Origin of the sequence: Roseateles sp. PN1 (assembly GCF_038419725.1) — a bacterium.
Lineage (GTDB): Bacteria > Pseudomonadota > Gammaproteobacteria > Burkholderiales > Burkholderiaceae_C > Paucibacter_A.
In genome coordinates this window covers 196,170-221,793 of record NZ_JBCARA010000011.1, presented here as the reverse complement: position 1 = coordinate 221,793, position 25,624 = coordinate 196,170, and the positions used below count along the sequence as shown (strand labels likewise).

The 25,624-nt window shown below is 59.1% G+C and carries 24 protein-coding genes; 3 read left to right on the top strand and 21 right to left on the bottom strand.

All coding sequences use genetic code 11. The features are described 5' to 3' along the window. Positions 1 to 5: 5 nt before the first annotated feature. Together AABB87_RS17630 and AABB87_RS17625 are read right to left on the bottom strand one after the other, a co-directional pair. The gene (locus AABB87_RS17630; protein ID WP_341972575.1) at positions 6 to 581 is read right to left on the bottom strand and encodes a cohesin domain-containing protein; all 576 of its coding nucleotides are present in this window, start codon (positions 579 to 581) and stop codon (positions 6 to 8) included. 40 nt (positions 582 to 621) lie between these two features. Then, positions 622 to 3,129 (bottom strand): PQQ-dependent sugar dehydrogenase, encoded by a 2,508-nt coding sequence (locus tag AABB87_RS17625; RefSeq protein WP_341972574.1) that lies wholly within the window; start codon positions 3,127 to 3,129, stop codon positions 622 to 624. A 515-nt stretch (positions 3,130 to 3,644) separates the two neighbouring features. On the opposite strand from AABB87_RS17625, the gene AABB87_RS17620 reads away from it, so the two are divergent. The 3 genes from AABB87_RS17620 (at position 3,645) to AABB87_RS17610 (ending at position 6,390) form a co-directional block, all read left to right on the top strand. Then, positions 3,645 to 4,334 carry a class I SAM-dependent methyltransferase gene (locus AABB87_RS17620; protein ID WP_341972573.1) on the top strand — a complete coding sequence of 230 codons (690 nt, stop codon included), beginning with the start codon at positions 3,645 to 3,647 and terminating at the stop codon, positions 4,332 to 4,334. Positions 4,335 to 4,441: 107 nt separating this feature from the next. Further along, positions 4,442 to 5,407 carry an AAC(3) family N-acetyltransferase gene (locus AABB87_RS17615; RefSeq protein ID WP_341972572.1) on the top strand — a complete coding sequence of 322 codons (966 nt, stop codon included), beginning with the start codon at positions 4,442 to 4,444 and terminating at the stop codon, positions 5,405 to 5,407. Beyond that, positions 5,404 to 6,390 carry a hypothetical protein gene (locus AABB87_RS17610; RefSeq protein WP_341972571.1) on the top strand — a complete coding sequence of 329 codons (987 nt, stop codon included), beginning with the start codon at positions 5,404 to 5,406 and terminating at the stop codon, positions 6,388 to 6,390. The genes AABB87_RS17615 and AABB87_RS17610 overlap by 4 nt, the downstream gene beginning before the upstream one ends. A 25-nt stretch (positions 6,391 to 6,415) precedes the next feature. Here the strand turns inward: AABB87_RS17610 and AABB87_RS17605 are convergent, their stop codons facing one another. From AABB87_RS17605 to AABB87_RS17515, 19 genes are all read right to left on the bottom strand, one after another. Further along, positions 6,416 to 7,498, bottom strand: coding sequence for a glycosyltransferase family 4 protein (locus tag AABB87_RS17605; protein ID WP_341972570.1), 1,083 nt, complete (start codon positions 7,496 to 7,498; stop codon positions 6,416 to 6,418). 69 nt (positions 7,499 to 7,567) lie between these two features. After that, positions 7,568 to 8,929 carry a phenylacetate--CoA ligase family protein gene (locus tag AABB87_RS17600; RefSeq protein ID WP_341972569.1) on the bottom strand — a complete coding sequence of 454 codons (1,362 nt, stop codon included), beginning with the start codon at positions 8,927 to 8,929 and terminating at the stop codon, positions 7,568 to 7,570. 122 nt (positions 8,930 to 9,051) lie between these two features. Next, complete coding sequence (locus AABB87_RS17595) at positions 9,052 to 10,161, bottom strand: glycosyltransferase family 4 protein (RefSeq protein ID WP_341972568.1); 1,110 nt, start codon at positions 10,159 to 10,161, stop codon at positions 9,052 to 9,054. 10 nt (positions 10,162 to 10,171) lie between these two features. Continuing rightward, complete coding sequence (locus AABB87_RS17590; RefSeq protein ID WP_341972566.1) at positions 10,172 to 10,624, bottom strand: serine O-acetyltransferase; 453 nt, start codon at positions 10,622 to 10,624, stop codon at positions 10,172 to 10,174. A gap of 5 nt (positions 10,625 to 10,629) precedes the next feature. Then, positions 10,630 to 11,715, bottom strand: coding sequence for a glycosyltransferase family 2 protein (locus tag AABB87_RS17585; protein ID WP_341972565.1), 1,086 nt, complete (start codon positions 11,713 to 11,715; stop codon positions 10,630 to 10,632). Beyond that, a complete protein-coding gene (locus AABB87_RS17580; protein ID WP_341972564.1) occupies positions 11,712 to 13,172 on the bottom strand; it encodes an O-antigen ligase family protein in 1,461 nt (486 codons plus the stop codon). Before AABB87_RS17580 ends, AABB87_RS17585 begins: the two co-directional genes overlap by 4 nt. Before the next feature lie 20 nt (positions 13,173 to 13,192). Then, positions 13,193 to 14,422: a Coenzyme F420 hydrogenase/dehydrogenase, beta subunit C-terminal domain gene (locus tag AABB87_RS17575; protein WP_341972563.1), complete on the bottom strand. Its 1,230-nt coding sequence runs from the start codon at positions 14,420 to 14,422 to the stop codon at positions 13,193 to 13,195. After that, complete coding sequence (locus AABB87_RS17570; RefSeq protein ID WP_341972562.1) at positions 14,419 to 15,627, bottom strand: polysaccharide pyruvyl transferase family protein; 1,209 nt, start codon at positions 15,625 to 15,627, stop codon at positions 14,419 to 14,421. The genes AABB87_RS17575 and AABB87_RS17570 overlap by 4 nt, the downstream gene beginning before the upstream one ends. 23 nt (positions 15,628 to 15,650) lie before the next feature. Further along, positions 15,651 to 16,946, bottom strand: a complete 1,296-nt coding sequence (locus tag AABB87_RS17565) for an oligosaccharide flippase family protein (protein WP_341972561.1) — start codon at positions 16,944 to 16,946, stop codon at positions 15,651 to 15,653. Positions 16,947 to 17,028: 82 nt separating this feature from the next. Beyond that, a complete protein-coding gene (gene epsI / locus AABB87_RS17560; protein ID WP_341972560.1) occupies positions 17,029 to 17,730 on the bottom strand; it encodes an exosortase-associated protein EpsI, B-type in 702 nt (233 codons plus the stop codon). Then, entirely contained in the window at positions 17,727 to 18,638 is a 912-nt protein-coding gene (gene xrtB, locus AABB87_RS17555; protein ID WP_341972559.1) for an exosortase B, read from the bottom strand. The genes epsI and xrtB overlap by 4 nt, the downstream gene beginning before the upstream one ends. A 4-nt stretch (positions 18,639 to 18,642) precedes the next feature. Next, a complete protein-coding gene (locus AABB87_RS17550; RefSeq protein ID WP_341972558.1) occupies positions 18,643 to 19,551 on the bottom strand; it encodes a polysaccharide biosynthesis tyrosine autokinase in 909 nt (302 codons plus the stop codon). Positions 19,552 to 19,588: 37 nt separating this feature from the next. Continuing rightward, positions 19,589 to 21,019 (bottom strand): chain length determinant protein EpsF, encoded by a 1,431-nt coding sequence (epsF, locus tag AABB87_RS17545; RefSeq protein WP_341972557.1) that lies wholly within the window; start codon positions 21,017 to 21,019, stop codon positions 19,589 to 19,591. Positions 21,020 to 21,028: 9 nt separating this feature from the next. Next, the gene (epsE, locus tag AABB87_RS17540; RefSeq protein ID WP_341972556.1) at positions 21,029 to 21,898 is read right to left on the bottom strand and encodes a polysaccharide export protein EpsE; all 870 of its coding nucleotides are present in this window, start codon (positions 21,896 to 21,898) and stop codon (positions 21,029 to 21,031) included. Positions 21,899 to 21,906: 8 nt separating this feature from the next. Further along, positions 21,907 to 22,923: an EpsD family peptidyl-prolyl cis-trans isomerase gene (locus AABB87_RS17535; protein WP_341972555.1), complete on the bottom strand. Its 1,017-nt coding sequence runs from the start codon at positions 22,921 to 22,923 to the stop codon at positions 21,907 to 21,909. A 591-nt stretch (positions 22,924 to 23,514) separates the two neighbouring features. Next, positions 23,515 to 24,246, bottom strand: coding sequence for a bifunctional demethylmenaquinone methyltransferase/2-methoxy-6-polyprenyl-1,4-benzoquinol methylase UbiE (ubiE, locus tag AABB87_RS17530; RefSeq protein ID WP_341972554.1), 732 nt, complete (start codon positions 24,244 to 24,246; stop codon positions 23,515 to 23,517). A 26-nt stretch (positions 24,247 to 24,272) separates the two neighbouring features. Next, the gene (locus AABB87_RS17525) at positions 24,273 to 24,686 is read right to left on the bottom strand and encodes a DUF971 domain-containing protein (protein WP_341972553.1); all 414 of its coding nucleotides are present in this window, start codon (positions 24,684 to 24,686) and stop codon (positions 24,273 to 24,275) included. Positions 24,687 to 24,837: 151 nt separating this feature from the next. After that, a complete protein-coding gene (locus AABB87_RS17520) occupies positions 24,838 to 24,978 on the bottom strand; it encodes a hypothetical protein (protein ID WP_197418099.1) in 141 nt (46 codons plus the stop codon). 110 nt (positions 24,979 to 25,088) lie between these two features. Further along, on the bottom strand, positions 25,089 to 25,598 hold the full coding sequence (locus AABB87_RS17515) for a DUF1993 domain-containing protein (RefSeq protein ID WP_341972552.1): 510 nt from the start codon (positions 25,596 to 25,598) through the stop codon (positions 25,089 to 25,091). Between the last annotated feature and the right edge of the window lie 26 nt (positions 25,599 to 25,624).

Sequence of the window (25,624 nt, the reverse complement as noted above, 5' to 3'; positions counted from 1 at the left end):
GTCCTTCAGCGATCTAGGCGAGCCTGCCGCCTCCAGCCCAACAAGCCCAGCCCGCCGGCCAGCAAGAGCCAAGAAGCTGGCTCCGGCACCGGGCTGTTGATCTGCACCTGCGTGCCCGCATAAGTCACCGCCAAAGCCTCACCATCGATGCTGCCAAACGGGAAAGCATCACTGCCGAACAGGTCAATCTGGGTATTGCCCGGCTGCAAGGCCTTAAACACCAGCGTCGCGACCTCAAAACTGCCGGACTTGGCGCCAAAGATGTTGAAGGACATATCGGTCACCGTCCCCGCAGCACTGTCCAACGTGCCCGCTGAAACATAGAAGTTCCAGCTCGGGTCAAAGCTGACCGACACCAGTTCCAGCGCAGCGGCAGCAAATGACAGGTTCGCCCCGCCGCCCACAATCGCCGTCGAAAAGTCCGTGCCGGACATCATGACGTTGAAGGTATCACCCGGCGCCACCGCCACAACCGGGCCGCTGAGTTTGAGTGTGGCGGCTTGCGCCGAACTCATTGCCAAAACCAGCGCCGCAGCCGCGGCCAAAGTCGGCGCCAAACCTGCCAATTTGATGTGTTTCACTTGACTACTCCTGTTGCACTACGTTGACCTACGGACTCAGCTACTGATCCCCCACCGGTTTGCCGAACCGAGCCTGGAACAAGCCCAAATCAATGGCATTGATGCGGCCATCCCCATTCATGTCGGCATTCGCATTGAACTTGGCATCACCCTGCTTGGCGCCAAATGCCTGCTGAATCACGGCCAAGTCCAAACTATTCACCCGGCCATCGTTATTGAAGTCGGCGTCGCACTGATTGCCGATGCCATCGCCATCCGAATCGAGCTGACTGGCATTGGCGGTGTTCTTGCAGTTGTCCACGTTGTCAGCAAACCCGTCGCCATCGCGGTCGCCCACACCCATACCCAGGCCCGAACGAATCCACTGGTTCACCAACGCCACGCCAGCCGTATCCACCATCGCGCTGCCCAGCGGCGGCATGCGCCCCAAGGCCAAGGTTTGCAGTCGATAGCTGATGATGGACTTTTCTGGATGCCCCGGAGACAGCAGCCGGGCATCGGGAATACCGAAGGAGGACTGCGTCGGCAGCACATTCACTGCCCCCATGCTCACACCTGGGGTTGAAAAGCGGAAGTCCTCCGGCCCTTGGCCAGGCCCGTTGGGGCGATGGCACATCGAGCAATTGCCATGCAAATAAGAGCGCACCCGCACATCCAGCGGCGACGTGTTGGCAAACGGTTCCGCCAACTTCGCCAGATCATCTGGGCTGGCATTCAATGGGGCGCTGAACATGCCAATGCCATCCAAGGTGGCCAACTGATTGGCCATGCGATTGGTTGTTGGATACAGCTTGCTCCGATTGAGCTGCGCGGTCTCCAAGCCCAGCGTGCGCCCTGCGACTGAGGTATGGCAACCCAAGCACTGGTTGCGATTCGGATAAGTCCACTGCTGGCCTTCCACCGTCTTGGTCTTCCCGGCGGGCAGAAGCAGCGCGTCGGTCTGCGCATCGTTCCACTCATAGGTGTAGCCGGCCCACTCACCATCGTCATGGCGCACCATCAAGCGGGTTTCAACCAAGCGGCCGTTGAGGCGAAAGGCCTTCACCGTGACCGCGCCAATCGGCAAGTCCCAGTCCCCATCATCCAGGCGGCGAATGGTGCTGCCATTGGGAATGGCAAACCAGCGCTCTTTGGCCGCCCCGTCCGACCACAAGGGCGCATTGACGTCATAGGGAATCATGGCCGGCCCTGGCAGCGCCGGATTGGCGGCACTCATGCAACCGGTCTGCGACAGCTTTTGCGGGAAGTTCGAGGCCTCGGCAGTCCCCGCTGGCGCCAGCAAGTACAAATACCCCGCCGTTGCCAGATATAGCTCGCCCACCTCGTCCTGCGCAAAGGTGCCAACAATCGGGATGGTTTCCACCAGCAACTCCGGCGCCGGCCGCCCCTGCTTGTCATAGCGCAGGGCCCAGACCTTGCCATAGGCGTCCGCATACACATAAACACCCACCAAGCCCGGCATGGCCGTTCCCGTGTAGACAAAGCCTCCAATCACCGCAGCACCGGGTGCACCTGGCGAGCGCGCGTATTCCACCACCGGGTCAATCAGGCCCGCCGGCGAACAAGCGGGCGTTGAAGGGCTGCAATGCGCGCCCTCCCGCAGCGGCCAGCCATAGTTGCCCCCCTTGACCACCTGATTCACTTCCTCCCAGGTGCTGCTGCCCACATCGCCTAGCCAGATCGCGCCGGTCAAACGGTCGAAGGACCATTTCCAGGGGTTGCGAAAGCCATAGGCGTAAATCTCAGGCAAGGCGCCAGCCTTGCCCACAAACGGGTTGTCTACCGGCACCTTGTAGCCCGGCGCGGCATCCACATTGATGCGAATCATCTTGCCCAGATAGCTGTCCAGCGCTTGTGACTTGCTGGGCTGCCCACCTTCGCCGAAAGCCACGTACAACAGGCCGTCCGGGCCAAAGTTCAGGGTGCCGCCCCAGTGGTATTGCGAGATCCGCGGCACACGCAGCAGCACCTCTTCGGAGCTCATGTCCAGGTTCACCCCACCATCGCGGCTGATGAAACGTGACAAGCGCGCCTCCACCGCGGTGCCTTGCGTGCCCGCCGCGCTGTAGTACAAAAAGACAAAGCCGTTGCTGGAGAACTTGGGGTGCATGGCCATGCCCAACAAACCCATTTCTCCGTAAGGCACGCCTTGGAAAGCGTTGAGCGAGCGATCCTTGGTATCCGCAAATTTGTTCAGGAAGCTGAAGGACTTGCCGCTGCGGCGGTAGCGATTGACAGCACCCGCCCTGTCCACCATGTACCAAACACTCAGGTCATTGACCGCCGGCACCACCGCAGGCGGCTCAAAACTAGTTCTGATGGTGGACTGCAGCACCACGGCCGAGGTTTGCGGCGGCCGTTGCGGGGCAATGCATGTTGTGTTGTCAGGCCGGGTGTCGAGGCCAGACGCAGGCCCGGCGCTGGCCTGGCGTGTCGCTGAGGAGCCGGGCTGGGCGACGGCCAGCAGCAGCCCCAACACAAGCGCCGGGCTTATGCGGCGCAGTTGCATCCACGAGCTGGCTGTCTGGTTACTGAAGTTACCAAGCATGTTTGCCCCTTTGCTTTCGCGTGGACTCGCCGCACCCAGCCCGCCCGCCGAAACCAGCATTGCCAAGCCTTAGCTGAATCGTTCAATGGCCAAGTGGTTCAAGCTTCATCGAGCACAGGGCAAACAAGTCGTCGCCCCGTCTGAACCAGCGGCATGTGCGCCCTGTCGTTCCTGCTTCGCAGCATTCAAAACCACAGCGCTTGTTGTCGCATGAGGGCATCCGCCGGTCAAGGCGCTGCCAGCCATAAGGACCTTGCCCCCCCTAGAACCCATGCCAATCAGGCGCACAGCCGGTCAGCGAAGGCGGACACTCGCCAGACCGCAGCAGCTAAGTGCTTGAGCCACCCGGTGTTTCCACGCAGGATGTGCGTCAGGCACGCCCGAGAAGGAGGCGAATCAGCGAGCAAATGCCCGCATAGCGCATGGCCTCACCTTGGCCAGTGATCGCGCCCAGAGGCCTGGATACACGCACAGCACGCCCCAGCCAAATCACCCCAACGCCAACGAGGCCCCTCATGCCCCAACTGCTGCAACGCACCTTCAACAGCCTGACCCGACTGGGCCCAAAGCGCAGCATGGAAACCCTGCTCAGCATGATTGAAGACGCCGTCTTCGACCTGCGCCTGGGCACCGACATGACCGGCCGCGTCCTGCAAGCCGAGCTGACCGTCATCAACCCCGAGCACCAGGCCCAAGCCAAACCCTACTTCTTGACCCGCGCCCGCGCACTGCGGCGCGCCTTCGCACAGAGTGGGGCGCCCTTGGATCGCGGCTTTCTGGACATCGGCTGCGGCAAAGGCAAAGCCATCATCACAGCAGCCCTATTCGGCTTCAAACGCGTACGTGGCATTGAGTTCGCGCCAGAACTGGTCAGCGTTGCTAAACAAAACCTCGACAAAGCCCGACGCCTGCTCCCGCCCGGCACCGAGTTGAACGTGGTTTGCGCCGACGCCACCGCCTACGACTACGGCCCCGAAGACTGCGTCTTTTTCCTCTACAACCCCTTTGGCGGCGATGTCATGCGCGAGTTCGCCCAGCAACTCGCCCGCTCGCTGCGACAACACCCGCGCAAGCTCTGGGTCATCTACACCGACCCGGCTTGCCTTTCCGAGCTGATGCGCGAATTGCCTCTGCAAGAGCAGCCTCGCTTGACCTACGGCGGCTATGAAATTGCTTTCTTGACGCATACACCAGTCTTGCAATGAGCACCGTAAAAGTGACATCAACAATCATCTATGCTCCACAAAGTGCCGCCTGAAAAGCGCCGCCTCTGACTGGGCGGTTAAGTTGCCACCCAAGAATGTGACGCCAGATGTTGAAAGCCAAGTTAAAGCTACTAGCCAAACGTGCCCTCCCATACCTACCGACCTGGCTGCAACGAGCACTAAGACAAAGGCTCGAAACCCAACGAATTGCCGAGCATGTGGCACGCAAAGCGCGCACACAGGTTTCCGTTACCAGCGTTTTAGATCAGCTTGCGCAAATGTCGCTAACTGGCGATCTAATTGTTCACGGCTCAGTTTCCAATATCGGGAAACTGGACAAACCCGTTCCAACGCTGGTCAACGAGTGGCTGAACAGTCTGGATTTAGAAACCCAAACCGTGCTGGTGCCAGCGCTACCGTACAACACGACGATGCGGGAGTACTTAGCAGACTGCACTGGTTTCGACGTTCGCACCGCACGCAACGCGATGGGTGCAATTTCAAAAATCGTGATGGAAAAGCCCAACTCGCTGAGAAGCGTGCATCCGACTCATTCGGTTGTCGCAATAGGTGCCGACGCAGCCGCTTACACCTGCGCCCATCAACTCGACGACACACCTTTCGGGACCCATAGTCCCTATTGGCGAATTACAAAAAAACACGGGAAAGTTCTGATGATTGGTGTTGGCCTCAATTCCGTTACATGCTTTCACGTTTACGAAGACATGCTCGGTTCGTCTTTGCCATTCAACGTCTACTTGAAAGAGAAGTTTGAGGTCGATTGCATCAATTCCGATGGAATGGAAGTCAAGGTCACAACAAGCTGCCACGACCCCAGACAATCTGTAATCAGAGACTGCGAACGCGCTCGCCCTTGGTTAATCGAGTCCGGCGCGATTAAGACGGTTCAACTGGGAGAGTCGGAGTTGTCGGTCATTGACGCTCACCTGTTTACCAAGACACTGCTCGAGCGTTTGATGCTCGGCCAATCCATTTACGGCAAGATTCAGATTAACAATAAACACCGGGAAGCTATTCAAGCCGCACTGAATCGACTCTCCCAAAACGCATGAATATCCTACTAACCCTTGACTATGAATTATTCTTCGGCAGCCGAACTGGCAGCTTGAATGCATCAATCATTGAGCCCACCAATGCGATCCTGAAGATAGCCCAAAAGAAACGGCTACCTTTGGTTTTTTTTGTTGATATCGCATACATTGCCGCACTGCGCCGTGAAATGCATAAGGATGCGAGCCTTCGTGCCGATCATGATTTAATTTGCAGGCACATTGAGACCTTAGCCTTGCAAGGGCATGAAATTCAGCTACATATTCACTCCCACTGGGAGGATTGCCATTGGGAGCATGGCGGCTGGGTAATGAACACCAAACGCTACAAACTGCACGACTTCGACACCCAAACCATTGAGCAACTCGTACTCGGCTATGTTCGCTTGCTTAAGGAGTTAGCTGGGGACGAGCATGGATTTGCCTATCGCGCTGGCGGTTGGGTTATTCAGCCATTTGAAAAAATCAGAAGCGCCTTGCTGGCCGCCAACGTGCGAGTTGACAGCACGGTGTTCCCTGGTGGTACGGCGGAGGATGCCGCACACTACTTTGACTTTCGAGCCGCGCCTCGTTTTGGCAATTGGCGCTTTGATACGGATCCCTGCCGCCCTGATGAAGCTGGCTCATTTCTGGAGGTGCCAATCGCGAGCATCACTGTTCCGCCCAGCTTCTACTGGCGCTTTGCGCTACACAAAAAATTCGGGAGCGCATCTCAAAAACCCTTTGGTGATGGACGCGCCATCGGGCCGGGTCGAGCAGACACATTCAAGAAGCTACTGACCCGAACCAGCACGGTGGTGTCGATGGACGGATATAAAAGCAGCTTGCTAGAGCGAGCCTACAAGCAGTACAGCAAGGCCGAAGCAAGTGAGTTCTGCGTCATCGGCCACCCAAAGGCGCTATCGCCCTACAGCCTAGACATGCTGGACCGGTTTCTCACGCCATCACGCGCGGCGCAAGTTGTCGGATACCGACACTATCTATAGCAAAGCGGAAACACTAGTCCCACAGTTAAATGGTGTGCCTGCCTTGCAGCAGTTCAACATACAAGTCCGCCACCTGGCTGCACACCACTTTGGCGTCAAAGCTACGGTCGAACACGGCCTTGCCTTCTTGCCCGAGGCGTTCCGCCAAGCCGGGCTCTTGAACCAAGCTCAGCATGACCGCCGTCAAGGCATTGACGTCTTGCGGTGGCACCAGCAGGCCGCTGATTCGGTCAGTCACAACTTCCGGGATCGAACCCACCGGCGTCACCACCACCGGCATGCCGCAACTCATGGCCTCCAGCATTGCAACCGGCAGGCCCTCGATGTAGGACGGCAGCACGAAGACATCGGCTGCATCAAACGCCTGCCGCTTGGCATCCCCGCTCACCCAGCCCAAGAGCTTGATGGCCGCCCGCAGACCCGGCAGCTTGGCCGCCGCCTGCTCGATGGAGGCAACATCCCCCTCGCCTCCCAGTAGCAACTCCACATCGGGGTGTAGGCGGAACACCTCGCTGAACGCAGCCAACAATTCAGCCAGTCCTTTGTCACGCTCGAAGCGGCCCAGGAACAAGAAACGCCGAACCGGGCGTTGCCTCCGCTTGGTCGGCCATGTCACCACCGGATTGCCGATGGCCACACAGGCATTGCGATCAACGATAGGCGCCATGCGGCCCACCCAGGTCTGCGACAACACCATCACCCGCACCGCTTGACCGAAGCTGGCCCGAATGAAACGTCGCGCTAACCCGCTGCTGCGGCGGTAGAACTCCACAAAATTGCCGCCATGCAAATGCAAGATGACCGGTATGCCCGCCGCTCGAAGCGTCCACAGATAGATCGCCTTGCGCCAAAAACTAACACCCGAAGCGACATGGATATGGGCAATGGAAGGACGCCCATAGACGATTACACGAAGGAGGCTAAACCAAGCGTTGATGGCCACCGCCAGCTTGGCAATCAAGCCAGGCTTAGCTGTCACGCTAACCAAATAGCTCATGTCACAGCGCGCGAACAAGCCCCCATCACGATAAGCCAAACTGACAGAGGACATACCACCGCGCCCGTCTATTGGCGGCCCGATCATCACAACGCGAGGTCGATTACTCATGCCCGGAGCTCTTCATAGAAGGTCGAAAGCCGGTGCATGCCTGCACATATGTCAGATCACAGCAACGCATTAGATCGTGCGAACCACAACGCGCAGCTTGCCATTACCGGTCCGCGGCACGCTTGCTACCCGCTCAATCCGGACCGCCATTTCACTCCCGATATAGGCATGGACCGTGCGAACGACGTCAGCCTCATCTAGTGGCGCACCGTCGGCCATCGCCAAAACCAGCCTCAACTCACCAGGCTTGTCCTGTCTCACTTGGCCTTCCAGCAGATGAGGGATGTTATCCAACACATTCGACATCATGTTGACTTGGCGCCCGTCGGGAGCGAGCACATAGTCGTCAATTCGGCCAACCAAATGAGAAATCACTGGGAAACTTCGCCCGCACTCGCAACGAAACTCCGGTGCTGCCGGAACGATCTCATCGCCCAGTCTGTAGCGAACCCAAGGCATCAGCATATTGTCGAAAGACGTACCTACAACCTCAGATGAGCCGTCCCCGCGTGGCATCAGCTCGGTATAGCTGTAGTCGGACAAAAGGTGATAACGACCCTGTTCGCAAGTACCTATGGCAACCATCCGCTCGCAACAGCCATACCAGTCGAACATCAACACACCAAACGCCTCTTTTACCAAGCGCCGCTGCTCATCTGTGATGGTTTCAGAGGACGTCACCATGCCAGTCAAACTGCGCCCACGGTACTTACGTCCACTGGCAATCAGATGGCGAGCCAGCAACAGAACAGCAGACGGGTAGGCAACAAAAACAACGGGATCAAACGCCTCCAACTCAGCCAAATACGCATCAGCAGTTGCCTCGGACAAGTGATACGAGGACATCATCAACAAGTTTTCGCCACGGTTATGCCGCCAAAACGGGGCCACCCGCTGCGCCGCCGGTACAACTTTGTCACCGCGAATCCATGCGCGCCTGTCACCCACCTTCATACCAGCCCATTGCATTTGCCGCCAACCAAATGCGTTTTCACGGTTGATCGAATGCAGATCGCGCATTACCAACATGGCTTGGCCGGTAGTTCCACTTGTCGTTGCGCGAACACGCATACCCCTGTGGCTACGAGATAGCATGGCGTTGCCAGCATCAAAAACATCCCGCTTGCTCAACTCCGGGATTTGCTTGATCTCATCTAGGCTGCTCATGCCTCGCGGGTCGAAGCCGATGCTCTTGAAGCGCTGCTGGTAAAAGGGCACGTTGGCGGCCGCGTGGACCAAAGTACGCTTGACCCGAGCCAATTGCAAAGCCTGCAGAGCCTCACGCTCCAAAAATTGTGTCGACTGCACTTCGGCCAATTCACGCTTAAAGGCTGCGCCCTCGCGCAAGCTGCTGCGAGCCCAGCCGCGCACGCTGAGCATCAGCTCTTGCATCCAAATTGGGCTGTTTAAGTAGGGAGCCGACGTGTACATGACGGGTGCTTTCCTTCAATCTTGTGAAATCAACTCAGGCGAGAGACAAGAGCAAACTAGCTTTGAACTGATGTGAGCTAGGCCATCAGAAATGGCGCACATCCCTGCGTAAAGCAAAGCCATCAGCGCGCTCGCAGGGAAAGCGCCTTTGCGTAGGCCTGCCCGCTGATCTCAGCGTTTCGCGCCCAAGACAACTCCCCTTGCCCCAAGGCATAACTCCGCTCGCCCATGGCATACGCCGTGGCGGGCTCTTTGATGATGCGCCGCAATGCATTAGTCAAGGCATTCACATCACAGGGCGGCACCAAGATGCCGTTGTCACCATCCCGAACCATCTCTTGAACAGAACCAACACGGGTAGACACCACCGCGCGGCCATATCCCAAAGCCATTGCGGCCACGCCGCTTTGAGTGCCATCCGTATAGGGAAGGACCACGGCTTGCGCCCGCCCAAAGAAACCAGGAAGCTCCTCCTCGCGGATGAATCGCTCATTCAGTTCAAATGCCGGGTGAGCAGAAACTCTCGACCGATAGGGCTCCAAATCAGGGCCACGTCCAGCAATTACGCCCTTCACCTCCAAACCCTCAGCGTGAAGACGCTCAATTGCTTCCATAAAGAAGACTAAGCCTTTGTATTTCTGAACTCTGCCAAAGAAAAGAAAATTTCCGGAAACACTCTGATCCGTCGAGCGAAGCCCGCCAAGTGGGCCATGAGGCACTGAGAATATCCGGCCAGCTGATTTCGGATAGGCCGTCAAGAGTTGTGCAGCCAAGACCTCTCCATGGGTCAAGAGCACATCTGCTTGACTACGCCAAAACCGCAGGGCCGCCAGCCGACGAAATGTCGACAGCGACCAAACTTCATCCCCGCTATGCGGTGTCGGGTCATGCGAGGTAACCGCCAACGGATACCCTCTAAGTCGAAACATGGCCAACAGCAAACCGATTTGAATTGCCTCTTGGCAATGCAAAATATTTGGTTTGAACTGACGCACGATACTGGAAATTTCCTTGGCACAAGAAAAAACACCAGAAAATGATCGGGCCGTCTCCACCAACGCGATCTGAAGATTCGGAGAATCAACCAATCTTTCGGCGGCAATTTCAGCTCGCGCATTCTCTTCAGACAAAACCAGCAACACTTTATTGTTGCGCGCCAAAGCCAAAGCCAAATTCAGTGAATACTCAGAAAAATGAAGAGCAACAAGTGCAACTCGGAAAATGTTCTTCATACTTATACGATCACGTCGCGTCGTCTTGTTTGCCCGCGAGGTCTAGCCTTTTCCCTGAAATTATGCGGGCAGGCACACCCACAGCAATGCCATAGGCGGGCACATCTTTAAGTACGACTGCATTAGCACCAATCTGAGCATGATGGCCAATTTTGACGGGTCCAAGTATCTTCGCCCCATTGCCAATCACCACGTTATTGCCAATTACAGGCACCTCAAAATGCTCAGACCTTCCACCAATGGTCACTCCGGCACCAACAACAACATCATCACCGATGATCGCCCGACGATGGATCACTATGCACAAACCTTGATAACCAAGGAGAACACCTTTTCCTATCGTGGCAGACGGAGGCAACACGGTCGAAAAAACCAGTCTATTGACAACATACAAGACCCACGGGAGGAATGGAATCCGACTTCTATGCAGCCAGTTTGCAAGTCTATAAATAAATAGTGGCATATCGTTTAGGAACGCAAGTTCATCGACATCAGTTCATATCGGGATGCAGTCGCAAGTCGAATTGCATACATACCCTCTTCATGGTTCCCCATTAGCAACTCACGCCCGCCTTCAAGAAAGATTCTCAACCGAACTCTTTTCATTTGGCCTTCAAAATTCATCATCGTGAATTTCAGCCGATTCAGATATGCAAACTTAACAGTTGCAGTTAGCCTGCCGTGCTTCTTCCTATCGGTGCTAGCTCCGACCTTATGAAAAACAATGCTGCGAGGGGAATACAAGCAATCAAAGCCACTTCGACCACCTCGCACAGCCCAATCCAGTTCTTCGAAATACAAGAAGAAGTCCTCGTTCATCAAGCCGACCGTATTAAAGAACTTTCTCGGGACAAGCATGGATGCCCCGACCACATACGACAACTGACGTTCGATTTCGTCTCTATTTGATTGGCTGGCAATTTCGGGTCGCTCAAAGCAACCGACGGGGATGGACAACGCTCTGCTTGGATTGAAGCTAGCACCCCCCATTGCCTGCATCGCATCAGGTTGATGGTAGAAAATCAACGTCGACCCAACGATCCCCATATCGTCGGCTTCAACTGCTCTTTCCACCATCGCTGACAAAGCCGCAGGCTCCACCACCGTGTCGTTATTGAGCAGCCAGACATAAGCCATATCGCCACGTTGCTGGGCGTAGCGGATGCCAATATTGTTGCCCCCGGCAAAGCCCAGATTGCCACCGGTGCGAATCACGGTGAGCCGCGCCGCTTGGGGGTCTGACGGGGCTGCTGGAGGCGCGGCTTCGGCCTGCTCGCGGCTGAGCATTTGCGCCGGCACGGGCTTCGGAATATTGGGCGTGAGCAGGTGGGCCAAGGCCGGGTTTTGGGCGCTGACTGCAGGGCCCTCGCCCGCCGCCCAAGCCATGATGCGCTCCACCGAGCCGTCACCAGAGTCGTTGTCGCAGACCACCACCTCGAAATTGGGATGGTCTAGCCGAAAGACGGTTTCCAAACACTCCAGCGTGTCGGCCGCGCCCTTCCAATTGACCAGAACGATGTAGACGCGTGGCGCCTGACTTTGCTCTGCCGTCATGCCTGGCTCACCTGCGGCTTCGTTAATCCAATGCCTGCCGTAGTTGCTCCTGCTTTTGCCCATGGCTGGCCGGCCAAGGCCTTTGCCTCAGCCACTTGCCGCGCGCGCAGACACAGCACCACGCCCATCACCATGAAGAAGTAAGGCACCATCTCGGTCAGTGGCGACGAGATCAAGAAGATCAGGCAACCCAGGAAGAAAGCGGCGCTGGCTTGGGCAAAGTCTTGCACTTCAAACTGGCCGGCAAGCTTGGCCTGGCGCGCCACCTGCAGCGCCAAGCGAACCGCCAAGGTCACCGCGCCCAGCAAGAACAAAAGCGAGGGCACGCCGGAGTCAACGGTTTGGCGCAGCAAATAACTGTCCAGGGTCAACATGCCGTCACTGCCCACAAAGCCAACCTTAAAGCCGCCGATGTTGTCGCCATAGCCCACCAGCGGGCTCTCAACAATCTTGGGCCAGGCCATCTTCAACTGCGTCACACGGGCATCGCTGCCGCCTTGATACAGGGTGACGCTACGGTCCCCAAAGCCCAACACTTGCTTGATGGACAAACCGCGTGCCATGCCCAGCAAGGCCCACACCACCAGCACACCGGCCAGCAGGATGCAAAGGCCGCCATAAAAACCCATGGCCAGGCGCAGTACCCCGTTGCGGCGGCGGTCGCTCATGAAGCGGCGCCATGCAAAGAACAAGGCCAAACCGCCCGCCAGCAGCACGACAACCAAGGCCGAGCGGGTGCGGCTGAGGTAGATGCCGGCTAGGCAACCGGCCATCAGCAAAGCGATCAGCGTGGCCGCCAGCTTGCTGGAGGGGCGACGGAAGGCGACCCACAAAAAGGGCAGCAAGACCGAACAGAACTGCGCCAGCATCAAGGGGCTGGCAAACACGCTTTGCGCGCGGCGCTCACCCTCACGAATCTTGTCGATCAAGGCCAGGGTGAGTTTCTGAGCGTCCTGAAAACGCTCGAGCAGATTCTTACCAACAATGCCTTCGGCAATGGCCAGTGCAGTCACCACCGCCACCGCCGCGAACATGGCCCGATACACCCACTTCAGGTTGATGCGCTCAGGCAGTGCGGCCACCACGGCGACGAACAGCAGCGCAGTGGTCAGCAAGTCGTACTGAAAGAACTTGAAGGCGTAGAAGGGCTGGATCGAAAAGGCCACGGCCAGCAAGCGCCAAGCGAAATAGGCCACGAGGCAGCCCACGAGGCCGCGGGCTGCATCCAGCCGCAAAAAGAAGCGCTTGGTGAAATTGCGGTCAAACGCGGCCTGCAGCAGCACCATGCCGATCAGCAAATAGTTCAGCACCTTCTGCGGCGTCAGCGCGGGCAAGGGGCCGAACTTCTTCTCGATGAACACGGGCCACACCGGGTAGAAAAACAGCAGGGCCAGCACCAGCAGGAACAGCCAGCTGCGGTCGCTTTGCTCGCGCGCAGCAACCAGGGGCCGAGGCATTGCAATTCTTGGGCTGTACATCAGATACCTCCGGAGCCAGGCAGGCGCGCCAGCGTGCCCTTGATATTGCGCAGATGTTCCACCAAGCCAAGCCGCTTGGCATTGGCCCACAAACGCAGGCCTTGATAGCGCGGGCGCTGCCGCCCTGCCAAGGCCAGGGCCAGCAAGCGCCCGGCCAACAGGCGCTTGCGGGCCAACTGGTAGGGCTGCATTTTGGCAATTTCAGCAGCATCGCAAGGGGCCGACTCAATGCCGCCACGAGTCAAGGCGGACTGAAGTAATTCTTGGCCGCGCGCGGTGCGGGCAAGGATCAAGCTGCGGCCATCGCGCTCGGCAAATTCAGGATAGCCATCGGCGCCATACCAAGCGTCAGCGCAGACCACATCCGCGAACTCGCCCGTGCCGTCGGGGCAGACCTTGCAGCGGAATTGCAAGTGGCGGTTCAAGACCTGGCCCCAGGAGGAGGAGTAGTCCATCTCGTGCTTGGCGCCGTCAAAACCGGTGGCGGTGGCCATGCCTGGCCAGCCATTGCCCCGATAGCTGAAGCGCGCAACTTGATCCAGTTGGGTGCCCAGGCGCTGCAGCAGCGCCACCGAACCATGCTCGCTGGGCACGCCCGCGCACATGAAGGCGAAGATGCCAACCACCTGCGCCGCGCGCTGCGGGTGCTCCCGCAAGTGGGCGCGCAAAGCAGCGGCATCGCAGGGCTTGCCCACAAAGGCAAAGCGCTGGCCAGTGGCAAACAAAGCATCCAGCTGCTTGAGCGGTGCTGATGGCCCATAGCGCGAACCCGCGCCTTGCAAGACCTCGGCCCGGTTGCGGCTCAGGCGCAGCTGATTGCGCAAGGGGTGCTGGGCGTCGGCCTCGATATGGGCGACGAAATCGGCTTGCCCGCTCTCCAATAAATCAGCCAACAAAGCAGACAAAACGCCGCCGGAAGACCCCTGGTAACGCGTGGCCGGATCGGTGGCCCAGCCGGTGCTCACGCTTTTGAGCGGGCCCCAGGCCTCATGCACGGGCACGTCTTGCTCAGGCTCCAGGCGCAAGCCACGTCCCGGGCAGGTGCGTTCGAATTCAGCCTGCTGGCTGGCGGCCTGGGGGCTCTTGCTCAGAGGCACCAACACCACCGGGCGCAGATAGCCGCTGGCCGCCATTTGCATTTGCACTTGGCCAGCGCCGAACAGGTTCTCGCACAGGCCGCAACCGGTGCACAGCCCCGCCTCAACGACCTGGGTGACGCAATCGCTCATTGGTGACCCACCTGCTGCTTCTTTTGCTTCTGCTGCTGTTGCAGGCAATCGACCAAAAAGTCTTCATAAGCCTGCAAGCGCACGGACGCCGCTTCGCAGCCGCGCTGCACCTGGGGCCGCAACACCTCGCGTTGCTCATAACCCTGAATGACCAGATCGCGCACGGCCTCGGTGCTGAGCTTCTTGCAATCGGCCACCTGCTGATAACCCAGCGTGTTGAACAGGCCGGTGAACTTGCGGCTATAGCCCAGGGGCGTGACCGGCACGCCGCTGGAGAAGGCGGCAATGCAAGCGTGCATGCGGGCGCCGGTGAAGTAGTCAAGCCCGGCGATATAGCTCTTGGCTTCGCTGGGCGTAGCGAACTTGGGCGCAACCACTACGCCGGGGAACATCTCAGCCAGCGCCAGGCTGGCGGCGTGATCGTCTTCCACACCGATGACGTCGGAGAGCACATGGCCCACCAAGTGCACCTCGCACTCCTGGCCGCCGCCGCGCTGCACAAAATGCGCTACAAGTTCTTCCGTCAAGCGACGGTAGTCGACGGTGAGCCCGAACTGGTTGTCACGCGAGTAGCCGCCGTTGTAGAGCAAGCCCGACACATTGATGCCCACCCGCTGCTTGGTCGAGGCGCCAAAGTCATGGCGGGTGAATGGCAGGCGGAAGGCCACGTCAATGGCTTCAGCGGTATTGCCGCTGACCTGCATATCGGCCAGGAAGGCGGTGGAGAGTTGATCGCGAGCGTAAACACGCTTGGCACGGCGCATCAGGCCACGTGCGATGGCGCGCGTCCAGCTGCGCTCGAAGGGGCCGATGGTCTGCGGGCTCAGCACCAGAGTCTTGCCCGAGATCAGAGCCATGGCCTTGGTGCCAGCCTGCAACCAGAAACGCTCCAGACCGTAGATGTCGGTGAAGCTATCGCCCTCACCAATGTCCAGCACCAGATCGCAGGCGCGCAACTGGGCCCAGTAGCGGGTCTGGCCCACGGCCAAGCGCTTCCATGAAAGGCGGTCGCCCTTCTCCACCGGCACGCTGACGGGCGCAATGGCGCGAGTGCCTGATGTGCCGAACACAGTGAAGCTAGGCTGCGTGACGCCAGCCCGCTTGCAAGCTGCAAGCACGATGGCAATTTGGGATTCCGTCAGTGCGCCGACACCGAGGTTGTCGGAGCTGAGCGAGTGCCAGAGAAGACCGATATTGACTTTCATGGAGGAGCGTTGAATTACTTCGGTCAAGATTGATAAGTTGCCAAGCACCGCGGCGCTATCAAGGCCAGCGAGAACACAAATATGGCGCCATTGGTGCGATTGAAGCCCGTGGGCAAACCTCGCTTGAGCACAATGCTTGCGTAGGCGCCAGCCACGATCAACGCGGCGAAATTGAGTGCCAGCACCAAGCCCTGCGCGCCCAACTTAGGCGTCAAAGCAAAGGCAGTCAAACACAGGCCCAGCAATGAACATACATTGATAAAAACACGCGACTTCTGCAGCCCAGCTGCGGTGAGATTGACACCGAAAGAAGTGGCCAAATGACGGATCAACAACAAGAGGCCAAACCAGGGCATCAAATGTCCGACCTCGGAATAGCTGGACCCAAAAAGCAGGTGGATCAAGGGCTCGCCCAACCATGCAAAGCCAGCACCGATCAAACCTGCACTGATCAGTAGCTTGAACATCAAGTTTGACAACACAGTGTCCAGCTCGTTGCCAGCCCGGTATTCATTCGAAATGCGCGGGATGTAGACGTTTCCCAGAATGGGCGCGACCGCGTTTGCACCCTGCATCAGGCGCATGCCGGCCTGGTACTGCCCGACTGCTCTTGCGCCAGCGAAGTGCTGCAGGATCAATACGTCAACCGTGCTGTTGATCGTGCTGACCACCGTGTCCGCAGCATAGGGCAGGCCTGCCCGCAAGGTCTGAGCGATACGGTGGCATGCACCGCGCCAATCCGCTTGGGCAAGTCGCTTGCCGCGCCGGTAGACCAGACAGGTCAAAAGCAAGGCGAAAAAGCGCGAAGCAAAAAAAGCCAGGGCAACTGATTCCAACTGTGGTGCGATCAGCGCAACGCCACTGACCAAGCCAAGCTGGCCAAAGGAAATCAACACCGCCAGTTTCGCCTCGACATGGAATGCGCCGCTGGCACGCAGACCAGCATTGAAGTGCTCAGCGAATGACTCCAGAAAGAACATCGCCAGCAAAGCCCAAGCGACGATGGTTTGACGTTCAGCTAACCAAGGCAAGCTGAGCGCAAACACCATGGCCATCAACGCAGCCAGCGCCAATTTGGCGACTAAGGTGTCAGCAATCAGGGCAGAGGAAATGGCGGGATTTCGGCCTATCTCACGCAATGCGTAGAGGCCAAACCCGTAATTGACAGGCAAGGTCGCCAAGCCAGCTACAGCCATCCAGTAGGACAGAGTACCGAAGCTCTCGACGCCGAGTTGGCGAGCAACGATGACAAATAGGACAAAGCCACTCCCCATCCGCAACACGGTGGAAAGTGACATCCAGCCAATGCTTTTCAGCATGCCCGGCCCAACTCAGCCAAACGCTCTAGCGAATGACGATGCAGCCTCCGCGCTATGTGCCGGCGCAACATGAGCGGGACTCTCAGGTACCCGCCGCTTTGGCGCCGACGGCACCGGCGATACGTGCGCGCGCGCTAGGATTTGCGGAAGCCAGCAACTCATTCACAAAGCGGTTCTGCAGTTCAAAGGCTTGCTTGGTATCGCGATTGATCGACGAAACACGCACGAGCATGCCGTCAGGGATCAAACCGCGAACACCGTACTTGAGCTGCGCCAGGCGCTGCTGGGTGCCGGTGAGCGCAATCTCGTCACCCACCACAATCCAGTAGGTCACGGGCTCATAGCGCCCGGTCAGCTGCGTTTCCAGCCTATGCACCGGCAGCTTGCCGCCATTACCCAGGGCCAGATAGCCGTAAGTGTTGCTCGTTAGCTGGAAGCCTTGGGCCGGATAGCAGACCTCCGGGCGATGGGCCTCATTGCCGTCGGATTGATCGCCACCGTAAGCCACCGACAACATCACCCGCTCACCCGCGGCGTTCACGTATGTGCGCGCCAGGGTGGAGTTGTAGATGCGATTGAGCAAGGCCTGCACGTCGGGCGCGGGGACGACGACAGGCATGTTTTCGTCAATCCGCCAGCCGGCAAATTCGCGCGGGAACATGCTTTCAAGGTCAATCTTGGGACCCTGATCCGCCATGTGAATGCGCGGGGTGGCGACGTAGGCTGCGCCAACGGCCGACAGCATCAAGGCCAGGGCAATGCTGGCTTTCAGCAAGGGCTTCATGCCTGGGCTCCTTTGCGCTCAAGCAACCAGCCCAGGGGCTTGTCCACCAGCAGCATCATGGCCAGACCCGCCATGAACAGCACCATGCCGGCGAAGCCGTGAATGAAGCCTTGGCCGGCCTCGTCACCAAAGTAGTAAGTCACCAGCACCAGGATCATCACGCGGATGATGTTGGCGCAGAACGAGATCGGGATCAGCAGCACGGCCAGGGTGATGTTGCGAGCCGCCGATTTGTAGTTCATCAAGTTCATGTAGAGCATGCCCAATGCTTCAAGCGTGAACATGGAGTTGAGGCCGGCACAAGCGTCAGCCACCAGCAACTGGTACTGCCCCACCGTCAACATCACGCCAGAGCGCCCGACGGGGTAGCCTGCGTGATAGAGAATCCCGCTGGCCACGGCGGACACGGCGGTTTTCAAGGGCGCGGTCAAGGCGGAAACCAAAGCACCAGGCAGGGGCACCATGAAGAGCAAGAAGAACAGCGGGAACCACATCAGCTTGGCGCCTGGCCAGCCTTTGAACATCAAAATCAAGGCGAGCAAAACCAAGATCTGCGAACCGGTCTGGAACATGATGATGTTCTGCGAGCGGCCGAAGGCGTAGATCAACAAGCCAATCAGCAAGACCGCAAAGCCCCAGCCTGCCTGTGGCTTAGCCTCAAGCGCAGCAAACTCGAAGCGCCGGCGCCAAACCAGCCACACCGTGACGCCCAGAATGATGGGGCCATGGCCCTGCTCATCCGTCGCCCAGATCGTGCGGGAGAGGTCGTAGAAGCACGGCAGGTACAGGGCCAGATAGCCAAGCAACAGCATGGCCATCACGGGCATATCGACACCTGGTGGCAACCAGCCGGATTGCGCAGGGTTCAAGGCGCCGCTTGATTGAGCGGCGCGGGGCAGATCAGCCATGGCATCAGTACTCGTTGATGATCACACCCGCCAACTTTGCGGGGCTACCCGTCAGCGATGTCACCAGACCTTGCAGCAGCTGCACGCGCGAAGAGTTGTTGCGGGCCAGAATCAGCGCCGCACCGCAGCGCGATGCGATGACCGAGGCATCAGAGCCGTGCACTGCTGCCGGGGTGTCAACCACGACATGGTCAAACTTGGTGGCCAGCTCACGCATCAGCAGCCCAAATGCGGGCCGCTCGATCAACTCGGAGGGGTTCGGTGGCACCACGCCCACCGGCAAGACGAACAAGCTGGGCACGCCCACCACTTGCTGAATCACTTGTGCTTCGGAGCGGCCGGACAAGATGCTCGACAAGCCGGCATTGGCCGTCAGGTTGAACACTTCGTGCTGGCGCGGGCTGCGCATGTCTGCATCCACCAGCAGCGTGCGCCCGCCCAACTGGGCCAGCGCAACAGCCAAGTTGGCGGCGAAGAAGGTTTTACCGTCGCCTTGCTCGGGGCTGATGATGGCCAGGGCATCGCGGCGCTCGTCGGTTTCACCGAACACGCGCATCATGACTTGGCTACGGATGGCACGGAAAGCCTCGGCCTGAACCGAGAAGGGCTTGTTCAGCGTCACCAGTTCGGGGCTGGCTGCACGCCGCTCTTCGGCCGCATACGGGTAGTGAAACTGCTGAGCCAGCGCGAACAGCACATCGTCTGCGCTGACAAAGCCCAACGCCACCGCAGCCTCGCCAAAGCGAACTTGCTTCTCACGCTGGTAGGCGAGGATTTTTTGAACTTGCTCAGCGGACAGATTGCGCGTGTCTTTGATGATGTCGCCGATGGAACGGTCGAGCACATTGCCTGACTTAGCGTCCACGGGTTCCTGCTCGATCACCGGGCTTTGATCCAAAGTTGTATTGGCCATATTCATTTGCGTATTTGCCTAAAGCAATGCACTCGCATCAAGACGCGGAGCTGGATGAATTGTTCGCAGTCAACAAGCGCTGCTGCATAGAGGTCAACTTGGTCTTGCCCAACAAGCTCTTGGCCGTGGGCTTGGGCACAACACCCAGCACAGGCAGGCCCAGGGTTTCAGCGATGTCTTCGATATCGCGCACGCGGCGGTCACGCAACTCCAAGGCCAAGGCGGCACCAACTGCCAGCAAGACACCCATGAAGATGGAGATCAAGGTATTCAAGACCACGCGTGGCGAAGAAGGCTCGACCGGGGCGATGGCTTCGGTCAGCACCGAGATATTGCTCTGCGTGGTTTGGCTTTCCAGGGTGGACTGGTTCAGGCGAGCCAGCAAGGCGTCATAGGCGCGCTGTGCGTTTTCGACATCACGCACCAGCACCATGCCTTCGTCACGCACGGCCTTCATGCGCATGATTTGCGCACGCTGAGCCTCCAGCGAGGCCTTGACTTCAGCTTCGCGCTGGCGGTTGATGGAGTTGGTCACGCCCACGCCACCGCTGATCTTTTTGGTCTCAGCATCAATGCGGGCGCGCATTTCGTTAATGCTGGCTTTGGCCTCAATCACCTGGGGGTGGTTGTCACCCAGGCGGGCACTGAGTTCTTGCAAGCGCGCTTCGGCGCGGCTCATATCCGCTTTGATGGAACCGATCACGCCGTTGTTCAGAACTTCTTGCAACTTGTCGGCGGAACCACCGGAGGCCTGGTTCTGACGGCTGCTGGACTCGGAAGACAAGGCCTGCAGGCTCACCAGTTGCGAGGACAACTCGTTCAGGCGGGCGTTCTCAACGTCAAGGCGCTCGTCGGTGGCGATGATGCCGTTGTTCTTCTGGTATTCAGAGACCTTAGCTTGCGCCGCTTCAACCGCTTCACGCGCTTCTTTGGCGCGTGTATCGAAGAAGCTCGAATACTGCTTGGCCGGGCCGACACGCAGCTCCAACGAAGTCTCGATATAAGCCTGCACAAAGGCATTGGCCAAGCCTGCGGCAAAGCGCGGATCAGGTGCTTTGTAAGTGACAGAGATGACGTTGGAATCGCGGGAAGGCTTCACTTCCATGCTCTTCTGGAACACTTCGGCCAGCCACACCTCGATGCTGCCGACGCCTTTGGTTGCGGCCAACCATTGCGCACGGACCTCAGGGCTTTCCGCCAGCTTGAGGTTGCGCACCACGCGTTGCGCCACGCGATCACTTTGAATCACGTCGACTTGCGTGGCCATGAATGTGGGCGAAGCCATGCCGCCGTAGATCATTGCGGCCAGCGGATCAGGCTTGGAATCAGCCACCACGGAGGCAGTGGCCGCATATTGCTTTGGCAGCAACAAGCTGATGACCACGGTCAGCACGACCGTACTCACCAAAATAGCAAGCACAAGCCAAAGGCGGGCACGAAGAATGGCGAAGAAATGTCCGAATGTCATACCGTACCCTTAGAACAAACTCTCTTTGACATAAACCACATCGCCATCCTTCAGCAACGCGTCCATCGGCAACTGCAGGCTTTCGACGGAGCCGTCAGCGCTCTTGCGGTTGATGCGGATGCCTTTTTCGGTGCCGCGTTGGGTGATGCCGCCGCCGGTGGCCAGGGTTTGCATCACGGTCATGCCGCGCTCCAGGCGCATGGGGCCGGGGCGCTGCACTTCGCCGTAGATGTAGACCATGGGGGCGCGGTCAACCCAGACGGCGTCGCCGTTGAGGATGAAGATGTCTTGCGCGGAACCACCACGGGCGAAGATGGACGGCAGATCGACTTCGACCCGATAGTCTTGGCCATTGCGCTTGCCGGTCAGCACCACAACTTCAGCGCCGGTGGGCGCCACGCCGCCGGCGTTGGCGATCAGATCGGTCAGGCGCATATCGGCCGTTTCAATCGGATAGCGGCCCGGGCGATTGACCTGGCCCAGCACGCTGGCCTGGTTGCCCTTGACCTGCAGCACGACGATGGTGGTTTGCGGGTTCTTGACGAAGTTGCCGTTCTTCAGGCCGGCGGAGATGAGGTTCTCCGCCTGCGTGACGCTCAGGCCACCCAGCTTGATATTGCCCAGCAGGGGGTAGGAGACCAGACCGTTTTCCGACACCCGGGTTTCCAGGGTCAGATCGGGGTTCTGATAGACCGAAATGCGCATCACGTCGCCGGAGCCGAGGCGGTACTCGGCGCTGGCGGCAGCCGGGGCTGCGCTCTGTGCGGCGGCGAGGTTGCCCACACCGGTCAGAGAGAACAGGCCCAATGCCAGGCTGAGGCCCAGGCCGAGTTTGTTGAATTTGGCTTGCATGCTGCGCGTCTTCATCGGTCTGTTCATCCTCATGATTACTTCAGGCCCATGCCCTTGGAGATGTCGGCCGCGTTCAGGCCGCCAGAGGCAGGCGTTGCGGCAGACACTGGAGCGGGTGCTGGCGCGGCCACAGCGGCGGCCGAGGCGGCACCGGCGGCTTCAGGCGCCTTCTCAGCGAACTTGCCCACGTATTCGACCTTGGCGGCGTCGCGCAGGGCCTTGATGTCCTTCTGCACCACTTCACCCTTGCGCTGATTGCTCAGGAAGGCTTCGATGGCGGGGCGGGCTTGCTCTTCGCTGACCGCTTGTGGGCGCGAACCGACCAGGAAGAGCACGGTCAGGCCGGTGGGCGTTTGGCTGATGGCAGAGTCGCCATCCTTCATGCGGGCAATGGCGTCCAGGCCGGCCAGGGGCAGTTGCTCGGCGGCGCGCACGGCTTGGTTGCCGGTGAAGCGGAAGTCATTGGCCTTCAGGAACTCGGCGAACTCGTTCATGTTCTTGGCGGCCTGCAGCTTGTCGCGGATCTGCGCGAACTGCTCGGGCTTGGCTTCGATGGCCACTTCCTGCAGGCTGTAGATGCGGCGCTCCTTGAACAGGGCGGGCTTCTCGTTGTAGTACTTAGCAACCTCTTCGCTGGTGGGTTTGGAGATGGACTCGCCGATGCGCTCCACATAGGCGCGCGAGATGATTTCGCGCTTGGCGGCTTCAATCTGCTGCACCACGCGCGGGTCGCGGTCGAGCTTCAGCTCTTGCGCCTTCTGGACGGCGAGCTCTTGGTCGATCAAACGCTCCAGCACTTGCTTGCTGGCGGCTTCGGCCTGCTCGGGCTTGAGGCCTTGTTGGCGTTGCAGCACGAAGTTGATTTGATGAACGGTGATCTCTTCCTTGTTCACCTTGGCGGCGGTCTGCGAGGCTTTCTCGCCCTTTTTGCTGTCGCCACAGCCGGTGAGGGTCAGTGCTACCACAGCTGCAGCTACGGCCGCGACGCGAAGGTGGTTAGTAAAAGCACGTTGAACCAAGGAATTCTTTTTGTCGTCGTTCATCAGATACATGGCAACTTTCTCTTTTCTCCGCGATGCGCCCTTTGGGCGCGACAACCGATGCTGCCCTGCAGCATGCGGCCCGGTGATATCAGGACGAATGAGTGTAGCTTTGGAAAGTGACAATTCGCCCCGCCGCCGGGCCTTCGAACAGGGGGCGAACCCGAAGAGCCAAATGCAGCCAAACATGCCGGCAAAAGCCGCAATGCGATGACATTGACGAGATTGGCAAGTAAGTCAAATTCATGACAGAAAGCTGCCTGAATTTGTGACAACTGCAGCCTGCCGCAAGCCCATGGCGGAGGCTTTGCCAAGGCGGCTTTCCGCGCGGCGCCAAACAGCGCCAGCACGCGGGACTTTTTGAGGTGATTCGTCGGGGCTTTGCCCACGCCGATGGCGGGTCACTAACAAGCCACAAGCCCAGTTGGGCAAAAAGACCAATTGGCACCCGAACGCTCCCGCGTCCGGAATGCCCACAAGCGCGGGGCAGGCGCTCGGTCTTGAGATCCCACCGCAGAGGCGGGCATAAAGAATTACCGGGATAAGCCCCGCCAGGTGCCGCCTCTGTGACTCAGTTGCGGCTCAGCCTGACTCAGAGCCGGCTCAGCACTTGATGCCGGCATGCAGGGCAACAACGCCCGCGCTCAGGTTGTGCACATCCACATGGCCGAAGCCGGCGGTCTTCATCATGGCCTTGAGTTCTTGCTGGCCGGGGTGCATGCGGATGGACTCGGCCAGGTAGCGGTAGCTCTCCGCGTCACCCGCGATCATTTGACCCAGGCGGGGCAAGATCTTGAAGGAATACCAGTCGTAAGGCTTTTGCAGCGGCTCCGCCACTTTGGAAAACTCCAGCACCAGCAAGCGGCCACCGGGCTTGAGCACCCGGCACATCTCGGCCAGCGCCTGGTCTTTGTGGGTCATATTACGCAGGCCAAAGGCCACGCTGACGAGGTCGAAGCTCGCACTCTTGAAGGGCAGCTTCTCGGCATCGCACAGGCCGGTGGGCAGAATCAAACCTTCGTCCAGCAAGCGGTTGCGGCCTTGGCGCAGCATGGCCTCGTTAATGTCGGTGTGCACCACCATGCCGGTGTCGCCCACCTTGCGGGCGAATGCGCGGGACAAATCGCCCGTGCCGCCGGCAATGTCCAGCACGCGGTCACCCGCCTTCAAATTAGCCACCGCCACCGTGTACGCCTTCCAGGCGCGGTGCATGCCCATGGACATGAGGTCGTTCATGACGTCGTAGCGCGAGGCCACGGAGTCGAACACGCCGCGCACGCGGCTGGCCTTTTCACGCTCGTCAACGGTCTGGTAGCCGAAATGGGTGCTGCTCATAGGATGAATTCTTCTTGGTTGATGCTTCAGTGGCTGCTGCAGGCGCCGGCGGATTTGACGGCCATGGGCGCATCGCGGTCCACGCCAGCCGCTTGCAGGCGGGCCTCGTAGTCGCGCCACAGCTGTTCCTGCTGCGCGCCCAACTCGTACAGGTATTCCCAGGAGTAGAGGCCGCTCTCGTGGCCGTCAGAGAACTGCGGCTGCACGGCGTAATGGCCCACGGGCGCCAGCGCGGTGATGTTGACATCGCGCTTGCCGGTCTGCAGCGTTTCCTGGCCCGGGCCGTGGCCCTTCACCTCGGCCGAGGGGCTGTAGACCCGCATCAGCTCAAAAGGAATTTGAAAGCGGGCGCCGTCGCTGAAAGCCACTTCCAACAAGCGAGACTGCTGGTGGACGGTGATTTCGGTAGGGGTGGGGGTAGAAGAGTTAAGACCGGCCATGATGTGTGTGTGCGCTCGCGTGAGCCCCGCAGTTTAGTCTTTCACGGCCCGCTGCCCGAACCCAAAAGGTCAAGGCCCCAATGCAAAAAGCCAAAGTCCCCGCATGGCGGAGGCTTTGGCTCTTGACTTACACAGCCGATCAGCGAGCGGCTTACTTGGTCTTCTTGCTGCGATCGGGAACCACAGTGGTGATGGTGGGCATCACGGCGCCGCTTGAAATCGGCTTCGGAGGCGAAGTGTCCTTTTTGGGCTTCTTCGCTTCCTTATTCGTTTTTTGCTGTCCTTTGGCCATGGGCTTCTCCTCACAAATTGCTTGCTATGCCTGTTGCATCAGTCGCACCGAATGTGCCGGGATGATGGCAATCCCGCCCGCAGTGTGCCACGGCTCAGGCAAGCTGCAGATCAGTAAGCGCCCATGTAGTCCTTCTTGCCCAGCTCCACACCCTGGTGGCGCAAGATGGCGTAGGCGGTGGTGACGTGGAAGAAGAACTGCGGCAAGCCGTAATGCAGCAGATAGTGCTGGCCGTTCATGCTGCGCTCTTTGGGCGTGCCGGGGCGCAGCACGATGACGCGCTCGGCAGCACCCGCGAATTGGGCCTCGGTCAGGCCCTGAACGAAGGCCAAGGTTTTGGCGACGCGGGTCTGCAGATCGGCAAAGCTTTGCTCGGCATCATCGAAGGCGGGCACATCAACGTCGGCCAAGCGGGCGCTCACGCTCTTGGCGAAATCGCAGGCCACTTGCACCTGGCGCAGCAGGGGGAACATATCGGGGAACAAGCGGGCTTGCAGCAAGGCTGCGGCCTCGATATTGCGGGCAGTGGCGTGGGCCTCAGCCTTGGCGAGCACATCGGCCAAGCCGCCCAACATTTGCGTGAACACCGGCACCGACGCTTGGTACATGACTTGGCTCATGATGAGTTTTCCAATTAACTGAGTGG

Excerpts from the sequence above, each read along its gene's own strand:
- AABB87_RS17625 (WP_341972574.1), bottom strand. The coding sequence starts at position 3,129 with ATGCTTGGTAACTTCAGTAACCAGACAGCCAGCTCGTGGATGCAACTG.
- AABB87_RS17620 (WP_341972573.1), top strand. The coding sequence starts at position 3,645 with ATGCCCCAACTGCTGCAACGCACCTTCAACAGCCTGACCCGACTGGGC.
- AABB87_RS17615 (WP_341972572.1), top strand. The coding sequence starts at position 4,442 with ATGTTGAAAGCCAAGTTAAAGCTACTAGCCAAACGTGCCCTCCCATAC.
- AABB87_RS17610 (WP_341972571.1), top strand. The coding sequence starts at position 5,404 with ATGAATATCCTACTAACCCTTGACTATGAATTATTCTTCGGCAGCCGA.
- AABB87_RS17605 (WP_341972570.1), bottom strand. The coding sequence starts at position 7,498 with ATGAGTAATCGACCTCGCGTTGTGATGATCGGGCCGCCAATAGACGGG.
- AABB87_RS17600 (WP_341972569.1), bottom strand. The coding sequence starts at position 8,929 with ATGTACACGTCGGCTCCCTACTTAAACAGCCCAATTTGGATGCAAGAG.
- AABB87_RS17595 (WP_341972568.1), bottom strand. The coding sequence starts at position 10,161 with ATGAAGAACATTTTCCGAGTTGCACTTGTTGCTCTTCATTTTTCTGAG.
- AABB87_RS17590 (WP_341972566.1), bottom strand. The coding sequence starts at position 10,624 with ATGCCACTATTTATTTATAGACTTGCAAACTGGCTGCATAGAAGTCGG.
- AABB87_RS17585 (WP_341972565.1), bottom strand. The coding sequence starts at position 11,715 with ATGACGGCAGAGCAAAGTCAGGCGCCACGCGTCTACATCGTTCTGGTC.
- AABB87_RS17580 (WP_341972564.1), bottom strand. The coding sequence starts at position 13,172 with ATGCCTCGGCCCCTGGTTGCTGCGCGCGAGCAAAGCGACCGCAGCTGG.
- AABB87_RS17575 (WP_341972563.1), bottom strand. The coding sequence starts at position 14,422 with ATGAGCGATTGCGTCACCCAGGTCGTTGAGGCGGGGCTGTGCACCGGT.
- AABB87_RS17570 (WP_341972562.1), bottom strand. The coding sequence starts at position 15,627 with ATGAAAGTCAATATCGGTCTTCTCTGGCACTCGCTCAGCTCCGACAAC.
- AABB87_RS17565 (WP_341972561.1), bottom strand. The coding sequence starts at position 16,946 with ATGCTGAAAAGCATTGGCTGGATGTCACTTTCCACCGTGTTGCGGATG.
- epsI (WP_341972560.1), bottom strand. The coding sequence starts at position 17,730 with ATGAAGCCCTTGCTGAAAGCCAGCATTGCCCTGGCCTTGATGCTGTCG.
- xrtB (WP_341972559.1), bottom strand. The coding sequence starts at position 18,638 with ATGGCTGATCTGCCCCGCGCCGCTCAATCAAGCGGCGCCTTGAACCCT.
- AABB87_RS17550 (WP_341972558.1), bottom strand. The coding sequence starts at position 19,551 with ATGGCCAATACAACTTTGGATCAAAGCCCGGTGATCGAGCAGGAACCC.
- epsF (WP_341972557.1), bottom strand. The coding sequence starts at position 21,019 with ATGACATTCGGACATTTCTTCGCCATTCTTCGTGCCCGCCTTTGGCTT.
- epsE (WP_341972556.1), bottom strand. The coding sequence starts at position 21,898 with ATGAACAGACCGATGAAGACGCGCAGCATGCAAGCCAAATTCAACAAA.
- AABB87_RS17535 (WP_341972555.1), bottom strand. The coding sequence starts at position 22,923 with ATGTATCTGATGAACGACGACAAAAAGAATTCCTTGGTTCAACGTGCT.
- ubiE (WP_341972554.1), bottom strand. The coding sequence starts at position 24,246 with ATGAGCAGCACCCATTTCGGCTACCAGACCGTTGACGAGCGTGAAAAG.
- AABB87_RS17525 (WP_341972553.1), bottom strand. The coding sequence starts at position 24,686 with ATGGCCGGTCTTAACTCTTCTACCCCCACCCCTACCGAAATCACCGTC.
- AABB87_RS17520 (WP_197418099.1), bottom strand. The coding sequence starts at position 24,978 with ATGGCCAAAGGACAGCAAAAAACGAATAAGGAAGCGAAGAAGCCCAAA.
- AABB87_RS17515 (WP_341972552.1), bottom strand. The coding sequence starts at position 25,598 with ATGAGCCAAGTCATGTACCAAGCGTCGGTGCCGGTGTTCACGCAAATG.